This is a genomic window from Acinetobacter tandoii DSM 14970 = CIP 107469 (genome assembly GCF_000400735.1).
GTDB classification, from domain to species: Bacteria; Pseudomonadota; Gammaproteobacteria; order Pseudomonadales; family Moraxellaceae; genus Acinetobacter; species Acinetobacter tandoii.
Genome location: NZ_KE007367.1, coordinates 633,478 through 653,808 on the forward strand (window position 1 = coordinate 633,478; position 20,331 = coordinate 653,808).

General features: G+C 39.9%; 18 protein-coding genes. 7 read left to right on the forward strand and 11 right to left on the reverse strand.

The genetic code is table 11. The annotated features are described in order from the left end of the window. Positions 1-8: 8 nt before the first annotated feature. A complete protein-coding gene (locus I593_RS12500) occupies positions 9-971 on the reverse strand; it encodes a thiamine pyrophosphate-dependent dehydrogenase E1 component subunit alpha (protein ID WP_016167939.1) in 963 nt (320 codons plus the stop codon). Between the two features lie 341 nt (positions 972-1,312). Between I593_RS12500 and lipA the strand changes: the two genes are divergently transcribed. After that, positions 1,313-2,287 (forward strand): lipoyl synthase, encoded by a 975-nt coding sequence (gene lipA / locus I593_RS12505; protein WP_016167940.1) that lies wholly within the window; start codon positions 1,313-1,315, stop codon positions 2,285-2,287. 233 nt (positions 2,288-2,520) lie between these two features. After that, entirely contained in the window at positions 2,521-3,612 is a 1,092-nt protein-coding gene (locus I593_RS12510) for a helix-turn-helix domain-containing protein (protein WP_016167941.1), read from the forward strand. A gap of 293 nt (positions 3,613-3,905) precedes the next feature. Here I593_RS12510 and I593_RS12515 read toward each other — a convergent pair whose 3' ends face one another. From I593_RS12515 to I593_RS12555, 9 genes are all read right to left on the reverse strand, one after another. Then, positions 3,906-5,078, reverse strand: coding sequence for a cysteine desulfurase family protein (locus tag I593_RS12515; RefSeq protein ID WP_016167942.1), 1,173 nt, complete (start codon positions 5,076-5,078; stop codon positions 3,906-3,908). Between the two features lie 184 nt (positions 5,079-5,262). Further along, positions 5,263-6,051 carry an amino acid ABC transporter ATP-binding protein gene (locus tag I593_RS12520; protein WP_016167943.1) on the reverse strand — a complete coding sequence of 263 codons (789 nt, stop codon included), beginning with the start codon at positions 6,049-6,051 and terminating at the stop codon, positions 5,263-5,265. Further along, the gene (locus I593_RS12525) at positions 6,041-6,958 is read right to left on the reverse strand and encodes an amino acid ABC transporter permease (RefSeq protein ID WP_016167944.1); all 918 of its coding nucleotides are present in this window, start codon (positions 6,956-6,958) and stop codon (positions 6,041-6,043) included. Before I593_RS12525 ends, I593_RS12520 begins: the two co-directional genes overlap by 11 nt. Further along, entirely contained in the window at positions 6,955-7,503 is a 549-nt protein-coding gene (locus I593_RS12530; protein ID WP_016167945.1) for a GNAT family N-acetyltransferase, read from the reverse strand. The genes I593_RS12525 and I593_RS12530 overlap by 4 nt, the downstream gene beginning before the upstream one ends. 9 nt (positions 7,504-7,512) lie before the next feature. Beyond that, positions 7,513-8,481 carry an ABC transporter substrate-binding protein gene (locus tag I593_RS12535; RefSeq protein WP_016167946.1) on the reverse strand — a complete coding sequence of 323 codons (969 nt, stop codon included), beginning with the start codon at positions 8,479-8,481 and terminating at the stop codon, positions 7,513-7,515. A 1-nt stretch (position 8,482) separates the two neighbouring features. Continuing rightward, on the reverse strand, positions 8,483-9,484 hold the full coding sequence (locus tag I593_RS12540) for an ABC transporter substrate-binding protein (RefSeq protein ID WP_016167947.1): 1,002 nt from the start codon (positions 9,482-9,484) through the stop codon (positions 8,483-8,485). Further along, entirely contained in the window at positions 9,471-10,814 is a 1,344-nt protein-coding gene (locus I593_RS12545) for an LLM class flavin-dependent oxidoreductase (protein WP_016167948.1), read from the reverse strand. Before I593_RS12545 ends, I593_RS12540 begins: the two co-directional genes overlap by 14 nt. 1 nt (position 10,815) lies before the next feature. Further along, positions 10,816-11,967, reverse strand: a complete 1,152-nt coding sequence (locus I593_RS12550) for an amidohydrolase (protein ID WP_016167949.1) — start codon at positions 11,965-11,967, stop codon at positions 10,816-10,818. Between the two features lie 13 nt (positions 11,968-11,980). Continuing rightward, positions 11,981-12,985 carry an MsnO8 family LLM class oxidoreductase gene (locus tag I593_RS12555; protein ID WP_016167950.1) on the reverse strand — a complete coding sequence of 335 codons (1,005 nt, stop codon included), beginning with the start codon at positions 12,983-12,985 and terminating at the stop codon, positions 11,981-11,983. A 317-nt stretch (positions 12,986-13,302) separates the two neighbouring features. Between I593_RS12555 and I593_RS12560 the strand changes: the two genes are divergently transcribed. The 5 genes from I593_RS12560 (at position 13,303) to I593_RS12580 (ending at position 19,052) form a co-directional block, all read left to right on the forward strand. After that, complete coding sequence (locus I593_RS12560) at positions 13,303-15,840, forward strand: TonB-dependent receptor plug domain-containing protein (RefSeq protein ID WP_016167951.1); 2,538 nt, start codon at positions 13,303-13,305, stop codon at positions 15,838-15,840. 137 nt (positions 15,841-15,977) lie between these two features. After that, positions 15,978-16,598, forward strand: a complete 621-nt coding sequence (locus I593_RS12565; RefSeq protein WP_016167952.1) for a glutathione S-transferase family protein — start codon at positions 15,978-15,980, stop codon at positions 16,596-16,598. 444 nt (positions 16,599-17,042) lie between these two features. Beyond that, positions 17,043-17,882: an energy transducer TonB gene (locus tag I593_RS12570; protein ID WP_016167953.1), complete on the forward strand. Its 840-nt coding sequence runs from the start codon at positions 17,043-17,045 to the stop codon at positions 17,880-17,882. A 31-nt stretch (positions 17,883-17,913) separates the two neighbouring features. Further along, positions 17,914-18,648, forward strand: a complete 735-nt coding sequence (locus tag I593_RS12575) for a MotA/TolQ/ExbB proton channel family protein (RefSeq protein ID WP_016167954.1) — start codon at positions 17,914-17,916, stop codon at positions 18,646-18,648. Continuing rightward, a complete protein-coding gene (locus I593_RS12580) occupies positions 18,648-19,052 on the forward strand; it encodes an ExbD/TolR family protein (RefSeq protein WP_016167955.1) in 405 nt (134 codons plus the stop codon). Before I593_RS12575 ends, I593_RS12580 begins: the two co-directional genes overlap by 1 nt. Before the next feature lie 159 nt (positions 19,053-19,211). Here I593_RS12580 and I593_RS12585 read toward each other — a convergent pair whose 3' ends face one another. After that, complete coding sequence (locus tag I593_RS12585) at positions 19,212-20,243, reverse strand: LysR family transcriptional regulator (protein ID WP_016167956.1); 1,032 nt, start codon at positions 20,241-20,243, stop codon at positions 19,212-19,214. Positions 20,244-20,331 lie beyond the last annotated feature (88 nt).

Consider the following 20,331-nt stretch of genomic DNA (forward strand, 5'->3'; position numbering starts at 1 on the left):
CTATTCCTTTAGTAAGAGACGTAAACATCAGTAAGTAACTGAGAGACTTCTGGGTACTTAGCTGCGCGTGCTTTTGCAACGGCATCGTCTACATTGGCTTTAGACTGGGCATCAATCGCATCCAGTTTGGCTTCGTCAATTTTGCCTTTGACTTTTTCACGGAATATTTTCAATGGGTCTTTATGTTCTTTGACATAATCCAGTTCCTCTTTAGAACGGATAAGCCCAGGGTCACCTTCAAAATGTCCATAAAAACGGTTGGTTACTGTTTCAATCACACTTGGACCTTCGCCACGGCGGGCACGTTCAATCGCCTTTTGTGCAACTTCATACACAGCAAAAAAGTCTGTTCCATCTACCTTTTCAGCAGGTAAGCCAAAACCTGCTGCTCGACCTGCAATGTCTTTACTGCCTACTGCATAATCATGTGCAGTACCTTCACCAAAACCGTTATTTTCAAAAACAAAAATGACAGGAAGCTTTAACACCACAGCCATATTCATGGCTTCAAAAGTTAAGCCCTGATTTGACCCGCCATCACCGGTAAATGATAGACCAATACCACCATTCTTGAGTGTTTTGGCACTTAAAGCAGCCCCAATTGCTAAAGGTGGGCCACCACCCACAATACCGTTTGCACCAAGCATGCCTTTATCTAAGTCCGCAATGTGCATTGAGCCGCCTTTACCACGACACAAACCATCATCTTTGCCAAAAATTTCTAGCATCATGGCGTGAATGTCACAGCCCTTAGCAATACAGTGTCCGTGACCACGATGTGTTGATGTAATGAAGTCCTTATCTGTTAAATTTTCACAAATCCCTACTGCAACAGCTTCCTCACCGCTATAGAGATGGATGAAACCAGGGATATCACCTGTATTGTTTTCATCGTGAAGTCGATCCTCAAATTCACGAATGTCGCGCATTCTTTTGTATGCTGCTAGCAATTGCTCTTCCGTTAATTGCATATATTTGTTCCTTATTCACTACGCTTAAAAGAAAACCCAAAATTGAATAATTGGATTTTTAAATCGTATATTTATATAAGAATATTTTTATTTAATTTCATATTAGACTAAAAAAATATAATGCATAAAAAGATGAGATAAATATTAAAAACAGAAGGTTATGAAATTAAAAATTTTTGTAAAATTTTAAAATAGTTCAACCACATAAAAAACAAACCTTTAACCAACCTTTGTTTTATATGATAAGTTTTTTGCCCTGTTTTAATATTATTAATGCATTTAAAACAGCTCATTTAATATCAGGGTCTATATTAATTATTTTAAGCGACGGAGTGTTTGAAATGGATTTAAATAACACAGTATTAACTGGAAAGAAGCTACGTGGCGCTGAAAAAATGGCGCGTATTCCTATTAAAGTTGTTCCAACGGAAACGACACCGAAAAAGCCAGAATGGATTCGGACTAAAATTAGTCAACCCGAGGAAGTCCAAATCATTAAGGATTTATTAAGGCAACAAAAACTACATACGGTTTGCGAAGAAGCGGCTTGCCCTAACTTGCCGCAATGTTTCGGCAGTGGAACAGCAACATTTATAATTATGGGAGATATCTGTACTCGACGCTGTCCATTCTGTGATGTCGCTCATGGTCGTCCTAATATCCTAGATATTAATGAGCCAAAGCATCTGGCTGAAACAGTCAAGAATTTAAACTTAAAGTATGTCGTGATTACTTCGGTTGATCGAGACGACTTAAAAGATGGTGGCGCACAGCATTTTGCCGATTGCATTCGAGAAATTCGTGAGATTAGCCCAAATACTTTGATTGAAATTTTGGTTCCTGATTTTCGTGGTCGTGCAGATATTGCCCTGAAGATTCTGAGCCAAAACCCACCCGATGTTTTTAATCATAATATTGAAACCGTTCCACGTCTGTATAAAGCCATGCGACCAGGCTCTAACTATCAGCATTCATTGGATTTGCTCAAGAAATTTAAACACTACTGTCCCGACATTCCAACCAAATGCGGTTTGATGGTCGGTTTAGGTGAAGTCGAGGCTGAGGTTATTGTGTTATTGAATGATTTGAAAGATTACCACGTTGACTATGTCACAATCGGTCAATACTTACAGCCATCTAAGTCTCATGCGCCAATTCATCGTTTTGTTACGTTGCAAGAGTTTAAGCACTATCAAACACATGGAGAGCGCTTAGCGTTTAAAAATATTTGGAGTGCGCCATTGGTACGATCAAGTTATTTTGCCGATCGTCAGTATCATGGTGAGGCTGTGCCTAACCCTTACATGAGCGAATGAATTTTTATCCTATTTACGTTTATTAACATTTCAGATGGAAATAGTCATTTTCAGCTCATACGAACACTTTTAAAGTAACTCAAGGACTGGTAAAGCCAAAAGATATGATTTAACCAAGCAAAGATAAAAGCATTTAAAATCGAAGCAAGAAGAAATGACGTAAATGACTATAAATTTGGAAGCTCATTTCTAAAGTTTAAAAATATTACAGTCTCATCATAAAGGAATATGATATGAACCTGTTCAATACACCATCTGTAAAAAAGCTGCAAACAACCCATTTAATTAATCAAACTACTGTGCATGCTGCCCCTGTTTTAGCATTGCCTCAAGACGATCAAACGTCTTTATTTCGCCGCTCTATTCAACATAATTATGCAGATTTACTCAAAATAGCGGATGATTCAGATATGGCGATTGGTCTTACAGATCATCACGGGACTCTCTTATGGACATGGAGTAGTTCAGCCATGCTTTCTTCTGCTGAACAAGTTCATTTTATTGAGGGCGGACATTGGTCTACACAGGCAGTTGGAACCAATGCGATTGGTATGACGTTAAACAGCCAAATATCAAGTTGCGTCTATTCTCATGAAAACCAAATGGACAGTGTTCGTGATTGGGTTTGTTATGCCGCACCAATTTGGGATCCGACATCAGGACAATTTCACGGCATTATTAACCTTTCCACAAAATATAAAAAACATACGCCTTTAGGGTTGCTCGCAGTTGAACGCTGTGCAGATTTAATACAGCGTGCCATAAAATTTGAGCAGCAAAATTTTTTATACATTAAAGCGCTAGGTTCACCTTGGGTTCAATTTAATGGACAAACTTTAAACTTGACTCACCGTCAAATTGAAATACTTTGCATTTTAGCTTTGCATCCCTATGGTATTGGTTTAGAAGAGTTACACTATGCCCTTTATGGTGAACGTAGTGTCAGTCTAAAAACCTTAAAGGCTGAGCTTTCACAATTGCGTACTCTACTACCACACTGTATTGAAGCTCGTATTTATAGACTGACCTGTGAGGTTCAATGTGATTTTTTACGTGCTGAACAATCTTTAAATGCGAATCTTATTGCCAGTACATTTTCGTTATATAAAGGGAGCTTTTTATCTAAATCAGAAAGCCCTTTATTGAGTACTTGGAGACATTGTTTTGACGCTCGTTTAAGCCAAATGATTTATCAAATAAAAGATATCGATCAATTATTGCGAATTATTGGTCAAACTCACGATCGTATTGATGCAATACAACGCTTATTAGAATTCTTACCACAAGATAGCGCCTACCGTAGCTATTTTTTAAATCTGATTTAAATCTAATCTATGGCTTTAATGCCAAAGCGTCATTGTATAAGTTTTTATTGTGTAGCGGATAGAAAAGGAAGCATGGTGTCCATACTTCCTTTTATGTACAACTAAAGGCAGCCAATCAGGCTTTTGGTCATGTACTTATTCTAAAGCCCAGTTTATTCTTGCGAGAAGCTAGACTACATACTGATGATGACTTTTTAGGTTGAGAATCATTTTTTATTTTCTGAATACACCTTTTATTTATATAAACTTTTACCCTTTGAAGAAAAGAAAGAGTTCGCTGAATTTAAATGATATTACACAGAAACACTAAATTTTAGATGATTGTATTTTAAGCTTAATGAAATCTTATCCAACAACGTAATAATATGTTCTTCAATAGTGTACATTCCAAAACTAAAGCGGACAGTATTTGCTGCGAGTTCTTCAGTAAGCCCTAAAGCATTTAATACATGTGATGGTGCTGCATGATGTGAATTACAGGCAGACCCACTTGAAACAGCGGCAACTTGTTTAATCGCTGATAAAATAGAGTCTGCTCGCTCCCCTAAAAAACTGATATTTAAATAATTGGCAACATGTTCGGTAGGATGCCCATTCAGTTTTATAGGCGTTAACACTTCTAAACGAGTTAAAAATTTATTTCTTATTTTTTGAATACGCTGTTGTTCTTCATCTAAGTTTATTTTAGCCAGTCTGCAAGCCTCACCCATTCCAACGATTTGATGTGTAGCTAAAGTTCCCGAACGTAAACCCTGTTCATGTCCACCGCCGTGAATTTGCGTCTTGATTTGCTTTTGTACTTCATGACGCACATATAAGGCACCTATACCTTTAGGTCCATATATTTTATGTGCAGATAGACTGAGTAAATCAATATGCATCGCCTGAACATCAATCTCTGTCTTTCCTGCGGCTTGGGCGGCATCGACATGGAATAAAACCTGATGCTGATGTGCAATATGACCAATCGCTTGAATATCGGTTAACGTCCCAATTTCGTTATTCACCATCATGAGCGAAATTAAAACCGTATTGGGCTGAATGGCCTGTTCTACCTGTTCTGGGCGAATCACGCCTGTACCCAACTCAGGTTGTAAATAAGTGACCTGAAAACCGAGACTTTCTAACTCGGCACAGGTATCTAGCACTGCTTTATGTTCTATTTTACTGGTAATAATGTGTTTATTTTGATTTTTATAACGATCTAAAGTGCCTTTGATCGCAAGGTTATTTGACTCTGTCGCACCAGAAGTCCAAATAATTTCTTGAGCATTTGCATGGATTAAATCAGCCACATACTGTCTAGATGTACTGATATGCTTGGCAGCATCCCAACCATAATGATGAGACTGAGAAGCAGGATTTCCGAAATCGCCGTCTACAGACAAACATCGAATAATCGCTTGCGTAATTTCAGGAAGAATAGGTGTTGTTGCTGCATAATCTAAATAAATTAATCTACTCATTTTAATCACTATTAAAAATAAATTTAAAATGATTATAAAGGATGAAATTTATTCTATTTATATGGATTTAATCATACCTTATCAACAAAATTAAACTTATAAAAAAAATCGTTAGTTTTATCATTCACCAACGATTTTAATATATAAAACTAAAATATATATCATTAAAAAATAAGACGCAAATTTATAAAACCCGAGATAAAAAGTTTTGGGTACGTTCTTCTTTTGGTTGTTCTAAAACCTGTTGAACCGTTCCTTGTTCAACAATTCGCCCTTGATCCATAAATACCACATGGTCGGCAACTTCTCGTGCAAAAGCAATTTCATGCGTCACAATCACCATGGTTTTACCTAATTTAGCCAAGTTTTTGATTACATTCAAGACTTCACCTACCAACTCAGGGTCTAAGGCGGACGTTGGCTCATCAAATAAAATTACTTTAGGGTCTAAGGCTAAAGCTCTGGCAATCGCAACCCGCTGCTGCTGACCACCAGAAAGTTGTTTAGGCCATGCTTCAACTTTATCTCGAAGCCCCACTAAACCCAATAATTGATTGGCTTTTAAAATGGCTTGATCTTTACTGAGTTTTTTATGTGCTAAGGGTGCTTCAATAATATTTTGTAAAACATTTAAATGTGGAAATAAATTAAAGTTCTGAAAAACATAACCTACAGATTTACGTTGCTTTAAAATATCTCGTTCTTTTAACTCATAAAGTTTATCGCCTTTTTTACGATAGCCAATAAACTCATCATCAATTTGAATAAACCCTTCATCAACACGCTCTAAATGATTTATCATTCGTAATAAAGTGGATTTACCCGACCCTGAAGGACCAATAATGACCGTGACAGAGCCCGCTGGAATATCCAGACTAATATCATGTAATGCTGCATGTCCTGCATAGTTTTTAAAGACATGGCTCACTTGGATATGACCATTTGCAGGAGATATTGATTGATTAATTATCATAGCTTGCTCCTATACGTGGCTGAGTTGTGTGTGGCTGTGCCTTCTTGAAAAAAGCAAAACTATTAATGGCTGATTTCCGCTCGCCTTTTGCCAATATTTTTTCGATATACCATTGCACGATTGAAAATACACTGGTCACAATCACATACCAAACGGCGGCGACCATCAATAACGGAATCACTTCTTGGTTGCGGTTATAGATCATTTGTACCGTGTAAAAGAGTTCAGGCATTGCCAAAACATACACAATCGATGTGCCCTTTGATAAACCCACACATTCGTTGATAATTGCGGGGATAATACTGCGAATGGATTGCGGTAAAATAATGCGCGTCGTACGGCGCCACCATGACAGACCTAATGCTGCCGCAGCTTCGAATTGACCATGATCGACAGACAAAATCCCACCTCGAATAACTTCGGCCGTATAAGCACTTTGTACTATCACCAAACCCACCAAAGCCGTTGAGAACTGATCCAGTGCATTAATGGTTTTAAACTGGGCAAAGACTGTGTCGGTAAAAGGCACACCAACATTGATATATTCATATAGATAAGAAAAGTTATAGAGAATAATCAACACTAACAGCAGTGGTAATGATCTGAACATCCAGATATACACCCATGCCAGTGAGCGAATTAGCCAAGATGATGACAGTCTCATCATCGCCACAATGGTGCCCAAAATTAAACTAAACACGATTGACCAAAAGGTCAGTTTCAGCGTCATCATCAAACCCTGAAGAATCGCAGGGTTAAAGAACCACTGTCTAAAAACAGGCCAGCCCCAGTTTTGATTGGAAAATATCGATTCCGTGACCACAGCAATAATTAATATCGAAAATGCGACACCAATGTAGCGCAGTGGATGACGTGCTGGAACGATTTTATAGTGTTCTAAACTCATGCGACCTCCTTTTGCAGTAAAGTCTTTCTAAAAGGAAGTCCACCGTATAAAGGCGCACCAATGTATCGATCAAAATTAAAATCTGGAGTGAGTTCAAACTGCGGTTCATAGCCTAGACTCAAATACAATTTCACTGCTGGAATTTGTTTAAACCCTGTAGTGAGAAAGATTTTGCGATACCCTGCAGCAAGTGCACTTCGTTCAAGTTCTTTGACTATTTTTGCAGCCAATCCCTGTTTACGTAAGTCTCGATGTGACCAAATCCGTTTCAGCTCTGCAGTTTCTGCGTCATAGCGTTTATACGCCCCCATTGCAATGACTTCATCATCACGTTTAAGCACCACGAATAATCCATGCGGCGGTAAAAAGTCTTCCGCACCTTCATAGCGTTCCCGATGTGTGGTTTTTTTTCGCTCATCAATCACTTGTGCATCTTGACGCGCAAAAAAATCACCATAGATTTCTTCATATTCAGCAAATAACTGATCAAGCAAAGGTTGTGCTTCGGGTACATCAACTGGCATTTGGATAAATTTTTCTTGCATAATGACCTCTTATTTATCCTGAATCAGTGGGTTAATCACTGATTGTGGAATTCCTTCATTTTGTAAATTCCAACGTGTCAAAGCTTGTGTATATTTGCCATTCGCAATAACACCGTTTATAGATGTTTGAATGGCATTCACTAGCCCAGTCCCTTTTTTGACGGCAACTGCAACAGACCACGTCCCATTTAAGGTGCCCACTGCTTTAATATTGGCACCATTGGCTTGTTGCCATACGCCCATCACATTGGGTATGAGGTAAGCATCGACACGACCAGACTGCAACGCCAAAGCTGCTGCTGCACCGTCTTCCAAATAAATCGGCTGCGCTGGATCCAGCCCTTTTTGTCGATTATTTTCAATCCATTTCAACAATAGCCGTTCTTGATTGGTGCCTGAACCGACCACAATTTTGAGTCCCGCGATATCATCTGGCGTTTTAATCGTTTGAATTTTGCTGTCTTTAGGCACATAAAAAGCCAACATGTCTTGACGATAAGTCGCAAAGTCGTATTTCTGTTTACGCTGTTCTGTGACGGCAATATTACTAAGCACGGCATCGAATTTCCCCGATGCTAAACCGAGTGGCCAGTTTTCCCACGAGGTTGGAATCACTTGAAGTTTTAGACCCAAGCTGTCAGCAATTAACTGTGCAATATCAATTTCACTACCAATACGTGTCTGGTTATCTTCTGCCAAAACATGTAGAGGTGGAAAACTGTTGGTGCCCACAGCAACAGTAAAATAACCATCATTCACAAACTTAAAACCTTGAGGCAATTGAGCAATTGCCTCCGTATTTTGAGTACTATGAATAGCCACCATGTTATTTTTTAAGGTCTGTTGCTCTTGTTCAGTAAACTCAGTTTTCAAACGATTTTCTTGCGTATGAGTTGTTTTCTCATTGTTGTAGCAACCCGTCAGGCCTAAAGCTGCCAGTGTCAGACTAAAAAATGCGACAGTCTGAGCTTTGTACATGTTAGTCTCCCAAGCCTGGAGGGTTAATTGCAGAATGTTGAATCGCTTCTGCCTGAGTCCCCCAACGTGCTAAGACTTTTTGATACTCGCCTGTTTGAATCACTCCATTTAAAGCCGTTTGTACTGCATCAACTAAGCCACTGCCTTTTTTCAGCGTGACTCCTAATTCGGCAGGTCGTGTTCCACCTCCGAGTGCTGTCCCAGCCAAACGGATTTTTGCACCATTTGCCGCTTGCCATGCGTAAGCAACATTAGGACCAAACAAAGCATCAACCCGCCCAGACTGCAGTGCCAAACTTGCAGATGCACCATCATCGTAATAAAGTGCCTGCCCAGGCGGCAGTCCTTTCTTTTTATTGTCTTCAATCCAGTCCAACAGTACTTTTTCCTGATTGGTACCAGAACCGACAATCACTTTTAAACCTGAAATATCATCGGGACCTTTGATGGCTTTGATTTTACTTTTCTCTGCGACATAAAAAGCCAATACGTCTTGACGATAAGTCGCAAAGTCAAATTTCTCCTTGCGTTCTTTGGTGACGGTAACATTGGCAATGGCTGCATCATATTTGCCACTAAGGACACCGAGCGGCCAGTCTTCCCATGAGGTGCGAACCAGTTTCAGTTTTAAGCCCAAACTGTCTGCAATCAAACGGGCAATATCAATTTCAGTTCCAATATAGGTTTGATTATCAGGCCCCAATACACTTAAAGGTGGCGCTCCTGAAATCGCAGCAACGGTAAAATAACCCGCATTTACAAACTTAAAATCTTTTGGAATTTTTTGACTGGCTTCCGCATTGTGAGCAACATGAATCGGCGTCATATTCTCTTTCAACTTTGCAAGCTCACGGCTATAGAAATCGGTTTTATCGGTCGACTTTGTAGACTCGTCTGTTGAGTTAGCCGTTTGAGTAGATGCCTGTTCTTTACTGCATCCAACCAGAGAAATGCCTAGAAGTAGTGCTAAACCAATCGTCAAAGGTGTTTTATTCAACCGCATGAAGGTGTTCCTTTTCTGATTGTTCAAATTGATTTTCTGGTCGCTTCAAACCAAAACTAGCGCGTAAAGTAGTGCCTGGATATTCGGTACGATATAGCCCGCGTTGTTGCAGCAATGGCACAACTTTTTCAACAAAAGTATCTAAAGTTTTTGGTGTTGCACCCGCAATAATGAAGCCATCTGCCGCCTCTTCTTTTACCCACAGTTCTAACTGATCTGCGACTTCTTCTACCGTTCCAGCAAAAGGTGGACGTGGAGTTGCTGCTTGTAGTGCAACCTGACGTAAAGTTAAATTTTCTGCTTTGGCCTTACGTTTAATTTCATCAGTACCACTTTTAAAGCTGTTTTCACCCAGTGTGCCCAGTTCTGGAAAAGGTGCATCGAGTTCATATTGAGAAAAATCATGATGTTCAAAGAAACGTCCTAAATAATTCAGTGCGTCATCGATCGTGACTAATGCGGCTGTTTCAAGATATTGACGCTCTACGTCTTCAGCAGAATCTCCGATCAAAACCCCAATCCCTTGGAAAATGAGCAAATCATCTGCATCACGACCATTCTTAATCACTTGCTGTTTCACATCTAAGTAAAATGCTTGTGCTTCTTCGAGCGTGGCTTGATGGGTAAAAATGGCATCGGCATGTTTCGCGGCTAATGCACGACCTGCACCTGATGCTCCTGCTTGGAATAGAATCGGACGGTCTTGTGGCGAACGCTCTACATTGAGTGGGCCTGCCACTTCAAAATGTTTACCTTTATGGTTCAAGGTATGTAATTTACTGCGTTCAAAAAATTGTCCTGTTTCTTTATTGCGAACAAAAGCGCCTTCACCCCACGAGTCCCAAAGCCCTTTTGCGACTTGCAAATATTCATCTGCAATTTCATAGCGTTGGCTGTGCTCAGGATGCTGTTTACGGGTATGATTTTTTGCAGTGCCTTCAAGTGGTGTGGTCACCACATTCCATCCTGCACGTCCACCACTTAAATGATCCAGACTGGCAAACTGACGCGCAATCGTAAACGGCTCACTATATGAGGTCGACACTGTACCAACTAAACCAATATTTTTAGTTACACTGGCTAGGGCTGAAAGTAACGTAATCGGCTCAAAACGGTTGAGAAAATGAGGAATCGATTTTTCATTGATATATAAACCATCAGCCACAAAGACAAAATCAAATTTTGCCCGTTCAGCTTGAAGCGCTACGTTTTTGGCAAACTCAAAATTAATACTGGCATCGACCACCGCTTCAGGATGGCGCCATGCAGACATATTTCCGTTTGCACCGTGTAAAATAGTTCCAAGGCGAATTTGTTTGTGATTACTCATGTTAGACCTCTGCATTTTTATGAATAGACTCAAGTGCTTGTGTTGCTAAGGCAGCAAAGTATTGAGCAGCTGGATAAATTAAAGATTCATTGGGTTGATATTGGGGATGGTGCAAACCGAAGGAACTGGCACTGCCGATACTGACAAAGGCGCCGGGGATGTGTTCTAAATAGGCGCCAAAATCTTCACCGATCAAATAAAGCGGTGCTTCTTGCACCTCATAACCTTGTGCACGAGCAACGGTTTGGCTCAGTTCAGCCCATGTTGCAGTGTTGATTAATGCCGCGGGGCCATTGTCCCAATCCACAGCAATGTCGACTGAGTGGGCAAGTGCAATACCTTGTGCAATTTGTTTAAGTTTTTCTTCAACAGCTAGACGCACCTCAGGAGAATGGGTTCTTACCGTGCCCTCTAAGTGAGCTTCTTCTGGCAGGACGTTCCAACTTGTGCCCGCATGTACTTGGGTAATACTGACTACACAAGTGTCTAAATTATTTATGCTACGACTGGCAATAGTTTGCACAGCACTAATCAACTGCGCTGCCACAACAATTGGATCTTTGGTTTCATGCGGACGCCCTGCGTGACCGCCCTTGCCTTTAATCACAATTTTGAATCGGTCGACGTTGGCATAAAATGCACCAGAGCGCGTTGCAAAAGTACCTAGAGCTAACTCAGGAACATTGTGAAAACCGAAAATGGCGGATACATCTTCTAAGGCTCCACTCTTCAGTACTTCATAAGCACCACTATAAGTTTCTTCAGCGGGCTGAAAAATAACGCGTACCGTACCTTTTAATTCAGACGCTTGAGCTTTGAGTAAAATTGCAGCGCCTAAAATGGTTGAGCTATGCAAATCATGCCCACAAGCATGCATTACTCCGTCTTGAGTCGAGCGAAAGTCTTGCTCAATTTCTTCATGAATGGGTAACGCATCGATGTCTGCTCGAATAGCCACAATTGGATAACCAGTGCCAATATCTGCAATCAGTCCTGTTTTTAAACCCCAAGTTGCAGTTTCAATGCCGTATTCAGACAGCCATTGTTTTAATTTGTCAGTGGTTTGAAACTCTTGACCTGATAATTCTGGATGACGATGTAATTCATGTCTCCAATTGAGCAACTGCTGTTCAAGTAACTGTCTATTTGACATTAATTTCTCCCACTTAAGCTGCAAGCACAGCGTGCTGTGCCAGTAGTGTTAGAGATTTCAAACGTGTTGCATGATCTAACAGTGGTGATTCAACAATAAATTCCTGAATTCCATGTTGTTGATGCAAAGCGTATAACTGCTGATGAACATCCTCGACTGTACCTTTGATAATTTTTAACTGCTCTTTTTTAAGGCTTTTAATCGCAGATTGAGCTTGTCTCGAAAACTCCTCTCCACTTTGTTCATTTGGAATTTTTACTCGTTGACCATTCTCAAGTTCCAACGTCCACACCGAAAGCCCTGCTGCCAGTTCTTCGGCTTGATCACGGCTATCAGCCACAATAATTTGTGCCGCAACAATCGCTCTTTTTCCTGATGAATAGTGTGAGTAAGTCTGTAAAGCATCTTGAAGTAGCTTGGCATCGCCATTTAAATGTGCAGCAAATACAAAGTTCCAACCCAAATCTGCTGCGAGTCGAGCACTTTCAAGGCTTGCACCTAGCAAGAACTTCTCTGCGACCTGATCTGGTGTTGGAGTTGCAGCAACTTGATCTGGCTGATTACGATCAAATTTAGAATGTAAATAATGATCTAATGCTTCTAGTTGTACTTTAAAACTTCCTTTTAATGACTGATCAAGCCCGAGCTGTAGAGCCTGAGTTGAGACAGGAAAACCACCAGGTGCTTTACCAACGCCTAAATCCACTCGATTGTTTGCTAGACCTGCCAGTACATTAAAATTTTCTGCAACTTTATAAGGGCTGTAGTGCTGCAACATTACCCCACCAGAGCCAATTCGAATGGTTTTAGTCTGAGCCAACAGCCATGCAATTAAGATTTCGGGAGATGGACTTGATAGCAATGCTGTGGAATGGTGCTCAGCCACCCAGTAACGATAAAATCCTAGAGCTTCTGCTGTTTGAGCAATTTGCAATGCATTTTTAAATGACTGTTCTGCGCTAATCCCTTCGGCTCTTGGACATTTATCCAGTATGCTTAATTTATAATTCAGCCCCATTTTCTATTTTCCAAAAGATATAAAGTTGGAACCTATTAAACGGATTTAGCTTTTAAAAATTAAATATTAAATAAACTTAAAGTTATATAAAAAAGTGAAAATATGGTTTTTATAAAGAGATTGAAGTGTTATTAAAAATAAAGAAAACCTTATTAAAATTTCAATGTAAATATATTTAATCAAAACTGATATTCAAATGATTATTTAATATTTAACAATAAAAAAACAATCGATATATTGACTACCAGAGTCGAAATACTCATCGGATTATTGTTTTAGGTAAAACTTTATAAATTACATCATCATTGGAAAATATAATGTGGCAAACCAATCTAATACTGGCTCAGCGTGAAAAGCTGGGTTTTAAAATATCCCCTCTTCATCAATCCATTTTCTTTGCTTTAACTTGTGGAATTACAGGTTCTATTTATGCGCAAGATGTGAATAAAAATGCACCTACATCTTCTGAAAAAGAAGATGTTCAGCAACTAGAAAGTGTCGTTGTGGTGGGAAATCGTGGAGGTATACGCACCGTTACTGAAAGCCCAGCACCTGTGGATGTAATTAGTGGTGAACAGTTGCTCAAACAAGGTAATACCCTTGCGCTAAGAGACATTTTGGCAAAAGTGATTCCATCTTTCAGTGTTGCTACCGTACCTAGTCAACCTGATGGTTATGGGGCTGTTGCCCGTTCTGCAGGTTTACGTGGTTTGGGTGGTGGTCATACCCTCGTGTTGGTGAATGGAAAACGTCGTCATGTCGGTGCTTTAGCCATTAACAAATACGGTTTTGGTGAAGGTTACCAAGCAGCAGATTTAGACCTCATCCCGATTGGTGCTATTGCACGTGTTGAGGTTTTACGTGATGGTGCTGCGGCGCAGTATGGTTCCGATGCGATTGCTGGAGTGATCAACATTGTACTCAAATCTGCTGATAATGGCGGCAATATTAGTACCACCTATGGTGGACGAGAACACTATGATGGAACTGGTCGAAATGGAGAAACTTTTCAACTGAATGCCAATGCTGGTGCACCTTTGGGTCAAGACGGTTTTATCAATTTTGGTTTTGACCTGAAAAATCAGGATGCTACTACCCGTGCTGGCCCAGTTTCAGGCAGAATTTATTCTAAAGTAAATGGTCAGGATGACCCACGCGAAGCCACAATAGATCGTAATTTAAATAAATTGGGGCTGCCTTCGGTTGAACAGTTTAATGTTTCTGCAAATGCTGAACTTCCTTTAAGTAAAGCTGCAACTTTGTATAGCTACACCACCGCAGGTTGGCGTGATGCTTCTACAGGAGCTTCCTATCGTCGTCCGAACTCTAGATCGGGTATTGTTGAAATCTTCCCGAATGGTACGACACCCGATGTCATTTTAAATGAAACAGATGTTCAAACTGTTTGGGGGCTAAAGGGCGATAATGTACTCGGTTGGGCATGGGATGCGAGTAGTTCTTACGGAAAAAATACACAAGATCACTCTACACGAAACAACCTCAATCCATCTCTTGGACCATCTAGTCCGACTTCATTTGGGCTACAAAGATATGAAGCATATCAGTGGGTGAGTAACCTTGACCTTAAAAAAACCTTCGATATTGGTTTTGGTGCCAACCCACTGAGTGTTGCATGGGGACTAGACTATCGTAAAGAAGGTTGGGCATCTAAAGCCACTGATCCTTTAGCCTATAAAAATGGCGGTTATATTATTCCTACAGGTGATAATGCAGGTTCACCAGCAACTGTTGGAACTTTTGGAGCACGAGTCTTATTACCTGAAGATGAAGCTGATATTAGTCGGACTAACACTGCTGCCTATTTAGATTTAGGGTTAGATGTAACCAAAAACTGGTTTGTGGGTTTAGCAGGTCGTTTCGAACATTATGATGATAGTTCTGGTGATACATTCAACGGAAAAATTAACAGCCGTTATGAATTCACACCTGAACTTGCAATCCGAGGAACCGTAAGTACAGGCTTTATTGCACCGTCGCTATACCAACAAGGATTTGCTAGTACGGGCATTGTAAGCACGGTAAACAATGGCGTCCGCTCAGATGTATACAGTAAATCTGTACGTACTGATTCAGCATTAGGAAAAGCTTTAGGTGCAGAGGCACTTGATCCTACCGAATCGACGAACTTTTCTCTGGGTTTAACTTATAGCCCATTCAAGAATTTCAACCTTGCAGTTGATGCTTATCGTATTGAATTAAAAGACCGTATTGCTTCAACAGCAGGTCTTACTGGTAGTGGTATTAACAACATTTTGGCAGCCAACGGCTTTTCTAACGTCAATTATGTGACTTATTACGCCAACTTATTTGATACAGAAACCAACGGTGTTGATGTTGTTGCAGACTATACACAACAACTGAATAAATATGGACGTATCCGCTGGAGTTTAGGCTTCAACTGGAATGAAACCGATATTACAGCAATTGCGGATAATCCAAGCCAGTTAGACGGTATCAATATTGATCGTATCACCCGTCGTACCAAAGGCATGATTACCGATGCAGATCCGAAAACAAAATTCACTCTAGCAGCAAATTGGCAGTATGCAAAAGTCGATTTGAATACCCGCTTATCTCGTTATGGTAGCTATATCGCACGCAGTGAAACAGCCGCCACAGACCAGACCTTTGATGCTAAATGGATTGTTGATTTAGATGCAACCTACCATCTTACAGACAGTCTTTCATTGACTTTAGGCGCAGACAACTTATTTAACACCTACCCTGAAAAATCCAACATTGTCGATGGTTTGGGTGAGAATTATTATGCACAGCTTTCGCCTTTTGGACTCTATGGTGGCTATTACTATGGTCGTGTCAATTATCGCTTCTAAAAATATTTAAACCAAATGCTTTGGTGAAATTTCAATATCGTTTAAGCCTTTCTGATGGTTCAGAATCGATGATTATTTAAATACTGAATTTCACCAAAGGACTGTTTCACACACATTCAAAATTTTTGAGAAAATATATGAGCATTACTATTTGGGGCAGACCCAATTCTTTAAATGTCCACAAAGTACTTTGGCTAGCAGCAGAACTTGGACTTCAATTTGAACATATTCCTGCGGGACAACAGTATGGTGTGGTTGATACTGCTGAGTTTTTGGCGCTTAATCCAAATGGTCTGATTCCTGTTATTCAAGATGGCGACACGGTTTTGTGGGAGTCCAACACCATTTTGCGTTATTTGACTGAAGTTTATGGAAAAGAATCATTATGGATTGAAGACCCTAAACTACGCTTTAGCGCAGAAAAATGGATTGACTGGTACACCACCACTGTCCTACCTGTGTTTGGGATCGTGTTTTTTAATTTGGTTCGTCAAGCAGCAGATAAAAGAGATTTGGCTGCGGTTAAAGTTGCAGCAGAAAAACTAGAAAAAATATTGGATGTTGCCAATAGCGAGCTGGCTAAACAGCCCTATCTGTCTGGTTCAAATTTTGGCGTTGCAGATATTCCTTTGGCCTTAGCCCTCAATCATTGGTTCAATTTAGACGTTCAGCGTCATCATGATCATACGCACTTAAAAGCATGGATCGAACGTATTAGAGCGCGGGAACACTTTTTAAAAGTGGCCAGTATTCTTTAGTTAAGCATTATTGCTCTATTTTTAAAAATTTTAGCTTTAAATAGCATAAGGCTGTTCTATCTATGGACGGTCTTATTGCATATAAATTGATTTATTTAGTAGAGATATTAAAAATAGATGCAGAGAGAAAATAAATACAAATAAAATAGATATCTTGAATATAAAATAAATTATCTTTAATTATTATAAGTCGCTATATTTGATTAATCTATTATCACTTTTTATAAAAATACTAATCTAAAAAAGTTTGTTTTCTATTTTTAAAAAATAACTCATTATGTTTTTAATGTTTTATTTAGCTAAATTAATTTTCTTATTTGTAAGTTAATGGGGAAATTCAAATCTGAAGAATTTTTTCATATTCAAAATTAAGCCGATTTAACTTAAGAAATAAAGAAGATTCTGCAATACAAATTAAATCTTATTGAATGGTGTATTACTGATATGAGTGAAGTCAGTCGAAGTCCTTATAAAAAGGCAATTTTGTTTGAACAACTTCAAAATGTTCAGTCCAATGTATTTCATGCTGTCGATCCATATCCATTTGCTGCCAATCTAGCAAATTCGATCTCAGCAGAAAAACCTGTTCAAACCAACAACATTTTTTGGGCAATTGCTGCTGTTCTGTCATTACATTACGGCATCTTTTATCTTGCAAAGCATCTTCCTACTCCACCTTTGATTGTAAAAAAAACAGAACCTATCGCGGTTGTAATTGAAAAACCCAAGGAAGAGCCGCCTAAGGTGATTGAACCCAAACTTAAACAAGAAATACAAAAACCAATCATTCCACCTGTTTCAGCAAAGCCTCAGCCTGTCCAAAAACCAGTGGTTGAAAAGTCCGTGCAGAAACCTGTCGAACAGAAGCCAATTGAGCAGCCTAGACCCGTTGCTAAATCCGTTACGCAACCAGTACCGCAGGCTGAACCTACAGAAAACGTCACACCGACCCAGAAAGTTGCTGAACTTGCGACTAAGCCCGCACAAGAAAACTTACCTGTGACAGCAGCCAAAGGTTATGCCGGTTATCTCAGCAATCCTGCCCCTGAGTACCCAGAAGTGGCGTTAGACCGTGGTTGGGAAGGCGTTGTGATGTTGCGTGTAAAAGTTTCACCCGCAGGCAGCCCTTTAGAAATCAACCTGAAAAATAGTAGCGGCAAAAAAGTACTAGATGATGTGGCTGTAAAAACTGTGAAGCGCTGGAAATTTTCACCGGCGCTGCGTGGCAACACGCTAGTAGAAGGTTGGGTCGATGTTCCGATTCACTTCAAATTACCCAATTAAACTGTAAAATTTTATCTTAGGAAAATTCGATATGTCTGATATTAATACGATTATTCATGATGCAACCATTTGGTTATTGATCGGTTTTTCGATCATCACTTGGGTTCTAATTGTGGTGAAAGCCGTACAAACCTCAAAAGCCTCTAAACAATCTAAGCTGTTTGTCGACAGTTTTTGGTCAGCTCAGAATTTGGCAGATGCGATTAACCAGTCTGAAGATGCGCAGGGACCGACAGCACGTATTGCCCAAACTGGTTTTAAAACACTGACAGAAGCCAATGAAAAAACCCATCAAGACTTACAACAAACATGGAGCCGTCAGGATTTGTTAGAACGACACTTACGCAAACAAATTCTGGCCGAACGTCGTCAACTGGAAAAAGGCTCAGCTATTCTCGCATCCATTGGCAATAATGCTCCATTTATTGGTTTATTTGGCACCGTGTTTGGGATTATCCATGCCTTACAAGCGATTGCCAAATCTGGTAGTGCCAGCATGGATGTGGTCGCAGGTCCAATTGGTCAGGCGTTAGTTGCAACAGGTATTGGTATTGCTGTGGCCGTACCTGCAGTGCTTGCCTATAACTATTTTGTCCGTAAAGTGAAAGGCATCGGTGCAGATTTAGATGACTTTGCAACAGACTTTGTCAGCCTTACTCAAAAAGTAGGTTTCCAACTGCCAACCAAAACTCAAAGTCCACATGTTGCAGCAAAACCAGCCGCGGCACATCCGTTGTCATCTCAAGAAAAGGAGGCTTTGGCTTAATGGCGATTTCAACTTCTCAAGATGACGATGTCGTCAGTGACATCAACATTACCCCACTCGTCGATGTGATGCTGGTGTTATTGATCGTGTTTATCGTTACTGCGCCTTTATTGACCAATAGCGTGAAGGTTAACTTACCCAAAGCTGCACCGACACAGTCTACAGATCAAAACAAAGCACTGGTGATTAGTGTAAAACCTGATGGCACTATCTTTTTAGATAAAGACCCAGTCAAACTCGAAAATTTTGAGCAAGCAATCACACAGCGTAAAAATGCCAACAGCAAGTTAGCATTAAACTTAAATGCCGATGAAACTGTCCCTTATGGCACTGTGGCTAAACTTTTAGCCAGTATAGAACGCGTCGGCGTAGAGAAATTATCCGTGATCACAACACCTCAATAATGTGATGTTTAGTTCACGACAGACCTATTTAAAATTAAATAGGTCTGGTCAAATAAACATAATTTTCGTTAAGTCAAAATCCTTTGTTTTTCTGTTCTCTGGATGTATTGGTCTAAGTTGATGAACAGCAATGTCTATCTATCTTCTATCTCGTAATGACTAGACATTTAAAGCGAAAACCTCGGCCGTATTTTGCTGTTCAAGCAAGCTATGAATCGTAAAGTTATTATTCTCTTTTTTCTGTTCACATGTAAACTCAGATTTTTGATTCAGAGATAAGGTACATCCACTTAGTAGTGGACATTCAGCAAATAATGCAGCAACCCAATCTACAAACACACGTACCTTAGGCGATAAATGACGATTCTGTAAATAAACCACAGAAATAGGTAAAGGTTCAGGTAACGATTGATGTAGAACTTCCTTGAGTGCACCAGACTCCAGATGTTTTGCAACCATGAAGTAAGGACATTGAATTAAACCAAAGCCTTGAAGTGCCAGTTCAATATACGAGTCACCATCATTGACAGAAACTGGTCCATTGACTGAAATACTTTGAATTTCACCATCTACCACAAAATTCCAGTCAATATTACGGCCTGTACGACTGTTGAAATATTGCACGACCTGATGCTGCTTTAAATCTTCAATTGTTTCTGGTTTACCGTGTTCAGCGAAATATTTTGGCGATGCAACAGTCACAAACTGAACTGTGCCAATACGGCGGGCCACTAAACTAGAGTCTTTAAGCTGACCAATCCGAATCACGCAATCCACAGCATCCTGAACTAAATCTACAGGGCGGTCATTCATCCCAATGACTAAATCGATATCAGGATATTTCGCATGAAAATCACACAACATAGGGATTAAAATCATACGCCCTATGGAGGCTTTAACATCAATTCTTAAACGGCCACGTGGTCCACGCTCAGTGTCATGGAAGTGAGACTCAATGTCCTCAACATCAGCCAGAATTTGTACACTGCGCTCATAATATACAGCACCATCAGGAGTCAAACTAAGCTTACGCGTGGTTCGATTCAATAAGCGAATTTGTAAATGTTTTTCTAATCCCTGAATCGTCGTAGTCACTGAAGCACGAGGTAGTCCTAACCTATCTGCTGCCAAACTAAAACTGTTGGTTTCGACTACTTTATTAAACACTTTCATGGCATGAAAAAGATCCACGCATTGCTCCTAAGACAGTAACATTTGAAATTCAGTATTCGATTGTTATGAATTTTCGAATAGTGTTATCAAATTTAATATATTTATT

Excerpts from the sequence above, each read along its gene's own strand:
- I593_RS12500 (WP_016167939.1), bottom strand. The coding sequence starts at position 971 with ATGCAATTAACGGAAGAGCAATTGCTAGCAGCATACAAAAGAATGCGC.
- I593_RS12540 (WP_016167947.1), bottom strand. The coding sequence starts at position 9,484 with ATGCGGTTGAATAAAACACCTTTGACGATTGGTTTAGCACTACTTCTA.
- I593_RS12550 (WP_016167949.1), bottom strand. The coding sequence starts at position 11,967 with ATGTCAAATAGACAGTTACTTGAACAGCAGTTGCTCAATTGGAGACAT.
- I593_RS12535 (WP_016167946.1), bottom strand. The coding sequence starts at position 8,481 with ATGTACAAAGCTCAGACTGTCGCATTTTTTAGTCTGACACTGGCAGCT.
- I593_RS12520 (WP_016167943.1), bottom strand. The coding sequence starts at position 6,051 with ATGATAATTAATCAATCAATATCTCCTGCAAATGGTCATATCCAAGTG.
- I593_RS12560 (WP_016167951.1), top strand. The coding sequence starts at position 13,303 with ATGTGGCAAACCAATCTAATACTGGCTCAGCGTGAAAAGCTGGGTTTT.
- I593_RS12525 (WP_016167944.1), bottom strand. The coding sequence starts at position 6,958 with ATGAGTTTAGAACACTATAAAATCGTTCCAGCACGTCATCCACTGCGC.
- I593_RS12530 (WP_016167945.1), bottom strand. The coding sequence starts at position 7,503 with ATGCAAGAAAAATTTATCCAAATGCCAGTTGATGTACCCGAAGCACAA.
- I593_RS12545 (WP_016167948.1), bottom strand. The coding sequence starts at position 10,814 with ATGAGTAATCACAAACAAATTCGCCTTGGAACTATTTTACACGGTGCA.
- I593_RS12555 (WP_016167950.1), bottom strand. The coding sequence starts at position 12,985 with ATGGGGCTGAATTATAAATTAAGCATACTGGATAAATGTCCAAGAGCC.
- I593_RS12515 (WP_016167942.1), bottom strand. The coding sequence starts at position 5,078 with ATGAGTAGATTAATTTATTTAGATTATGCAGCAACAACACCTATTCTT.
- lipA (WP_016167940.1), top strand. The coding sequence starts at position 1,313 with ATGGATTTAAATAACACAGTATTAACTGGAAAGAAGCTACGTGGCGCT.
- I593_RS12570 (WP_016167953.1), top strand. The coding sequence starts at position 17,043 with ATGAGTGAAGTCAGTCGAAGTCCTTATAAAAAGGCAATTTTGTTTGAA.
- I593_RS12575 (WP_016167954.1), top strand. The coding sequence starts at position 17,914 with ATGTCTGATATTAATACGATTATTCATGATGCAACCATTTGGTTATTG.
- I593_RS12580 (WP_016167955.1), top strand. The coding sequence starts at position 18,648 with ATGGCGATTTCAACTTCTCAAGATGACGATGTCGTCAGTGACATCAAC.
- I593_RS12510 (WP_016167941.1), top strand. The coding sequence starts at position 2,521 with ATGAACCTGTTCAATACACCATCTGTAAAAAAGCTGCAAACAACCCAT.
- I593_RS12565 (WP_016167952.1), top strand. The coding sequence starts at position 15,978 with ATGAGCATTACTATTTGGGGCAGACCCAATTCTTTAAATGTCCACAAA.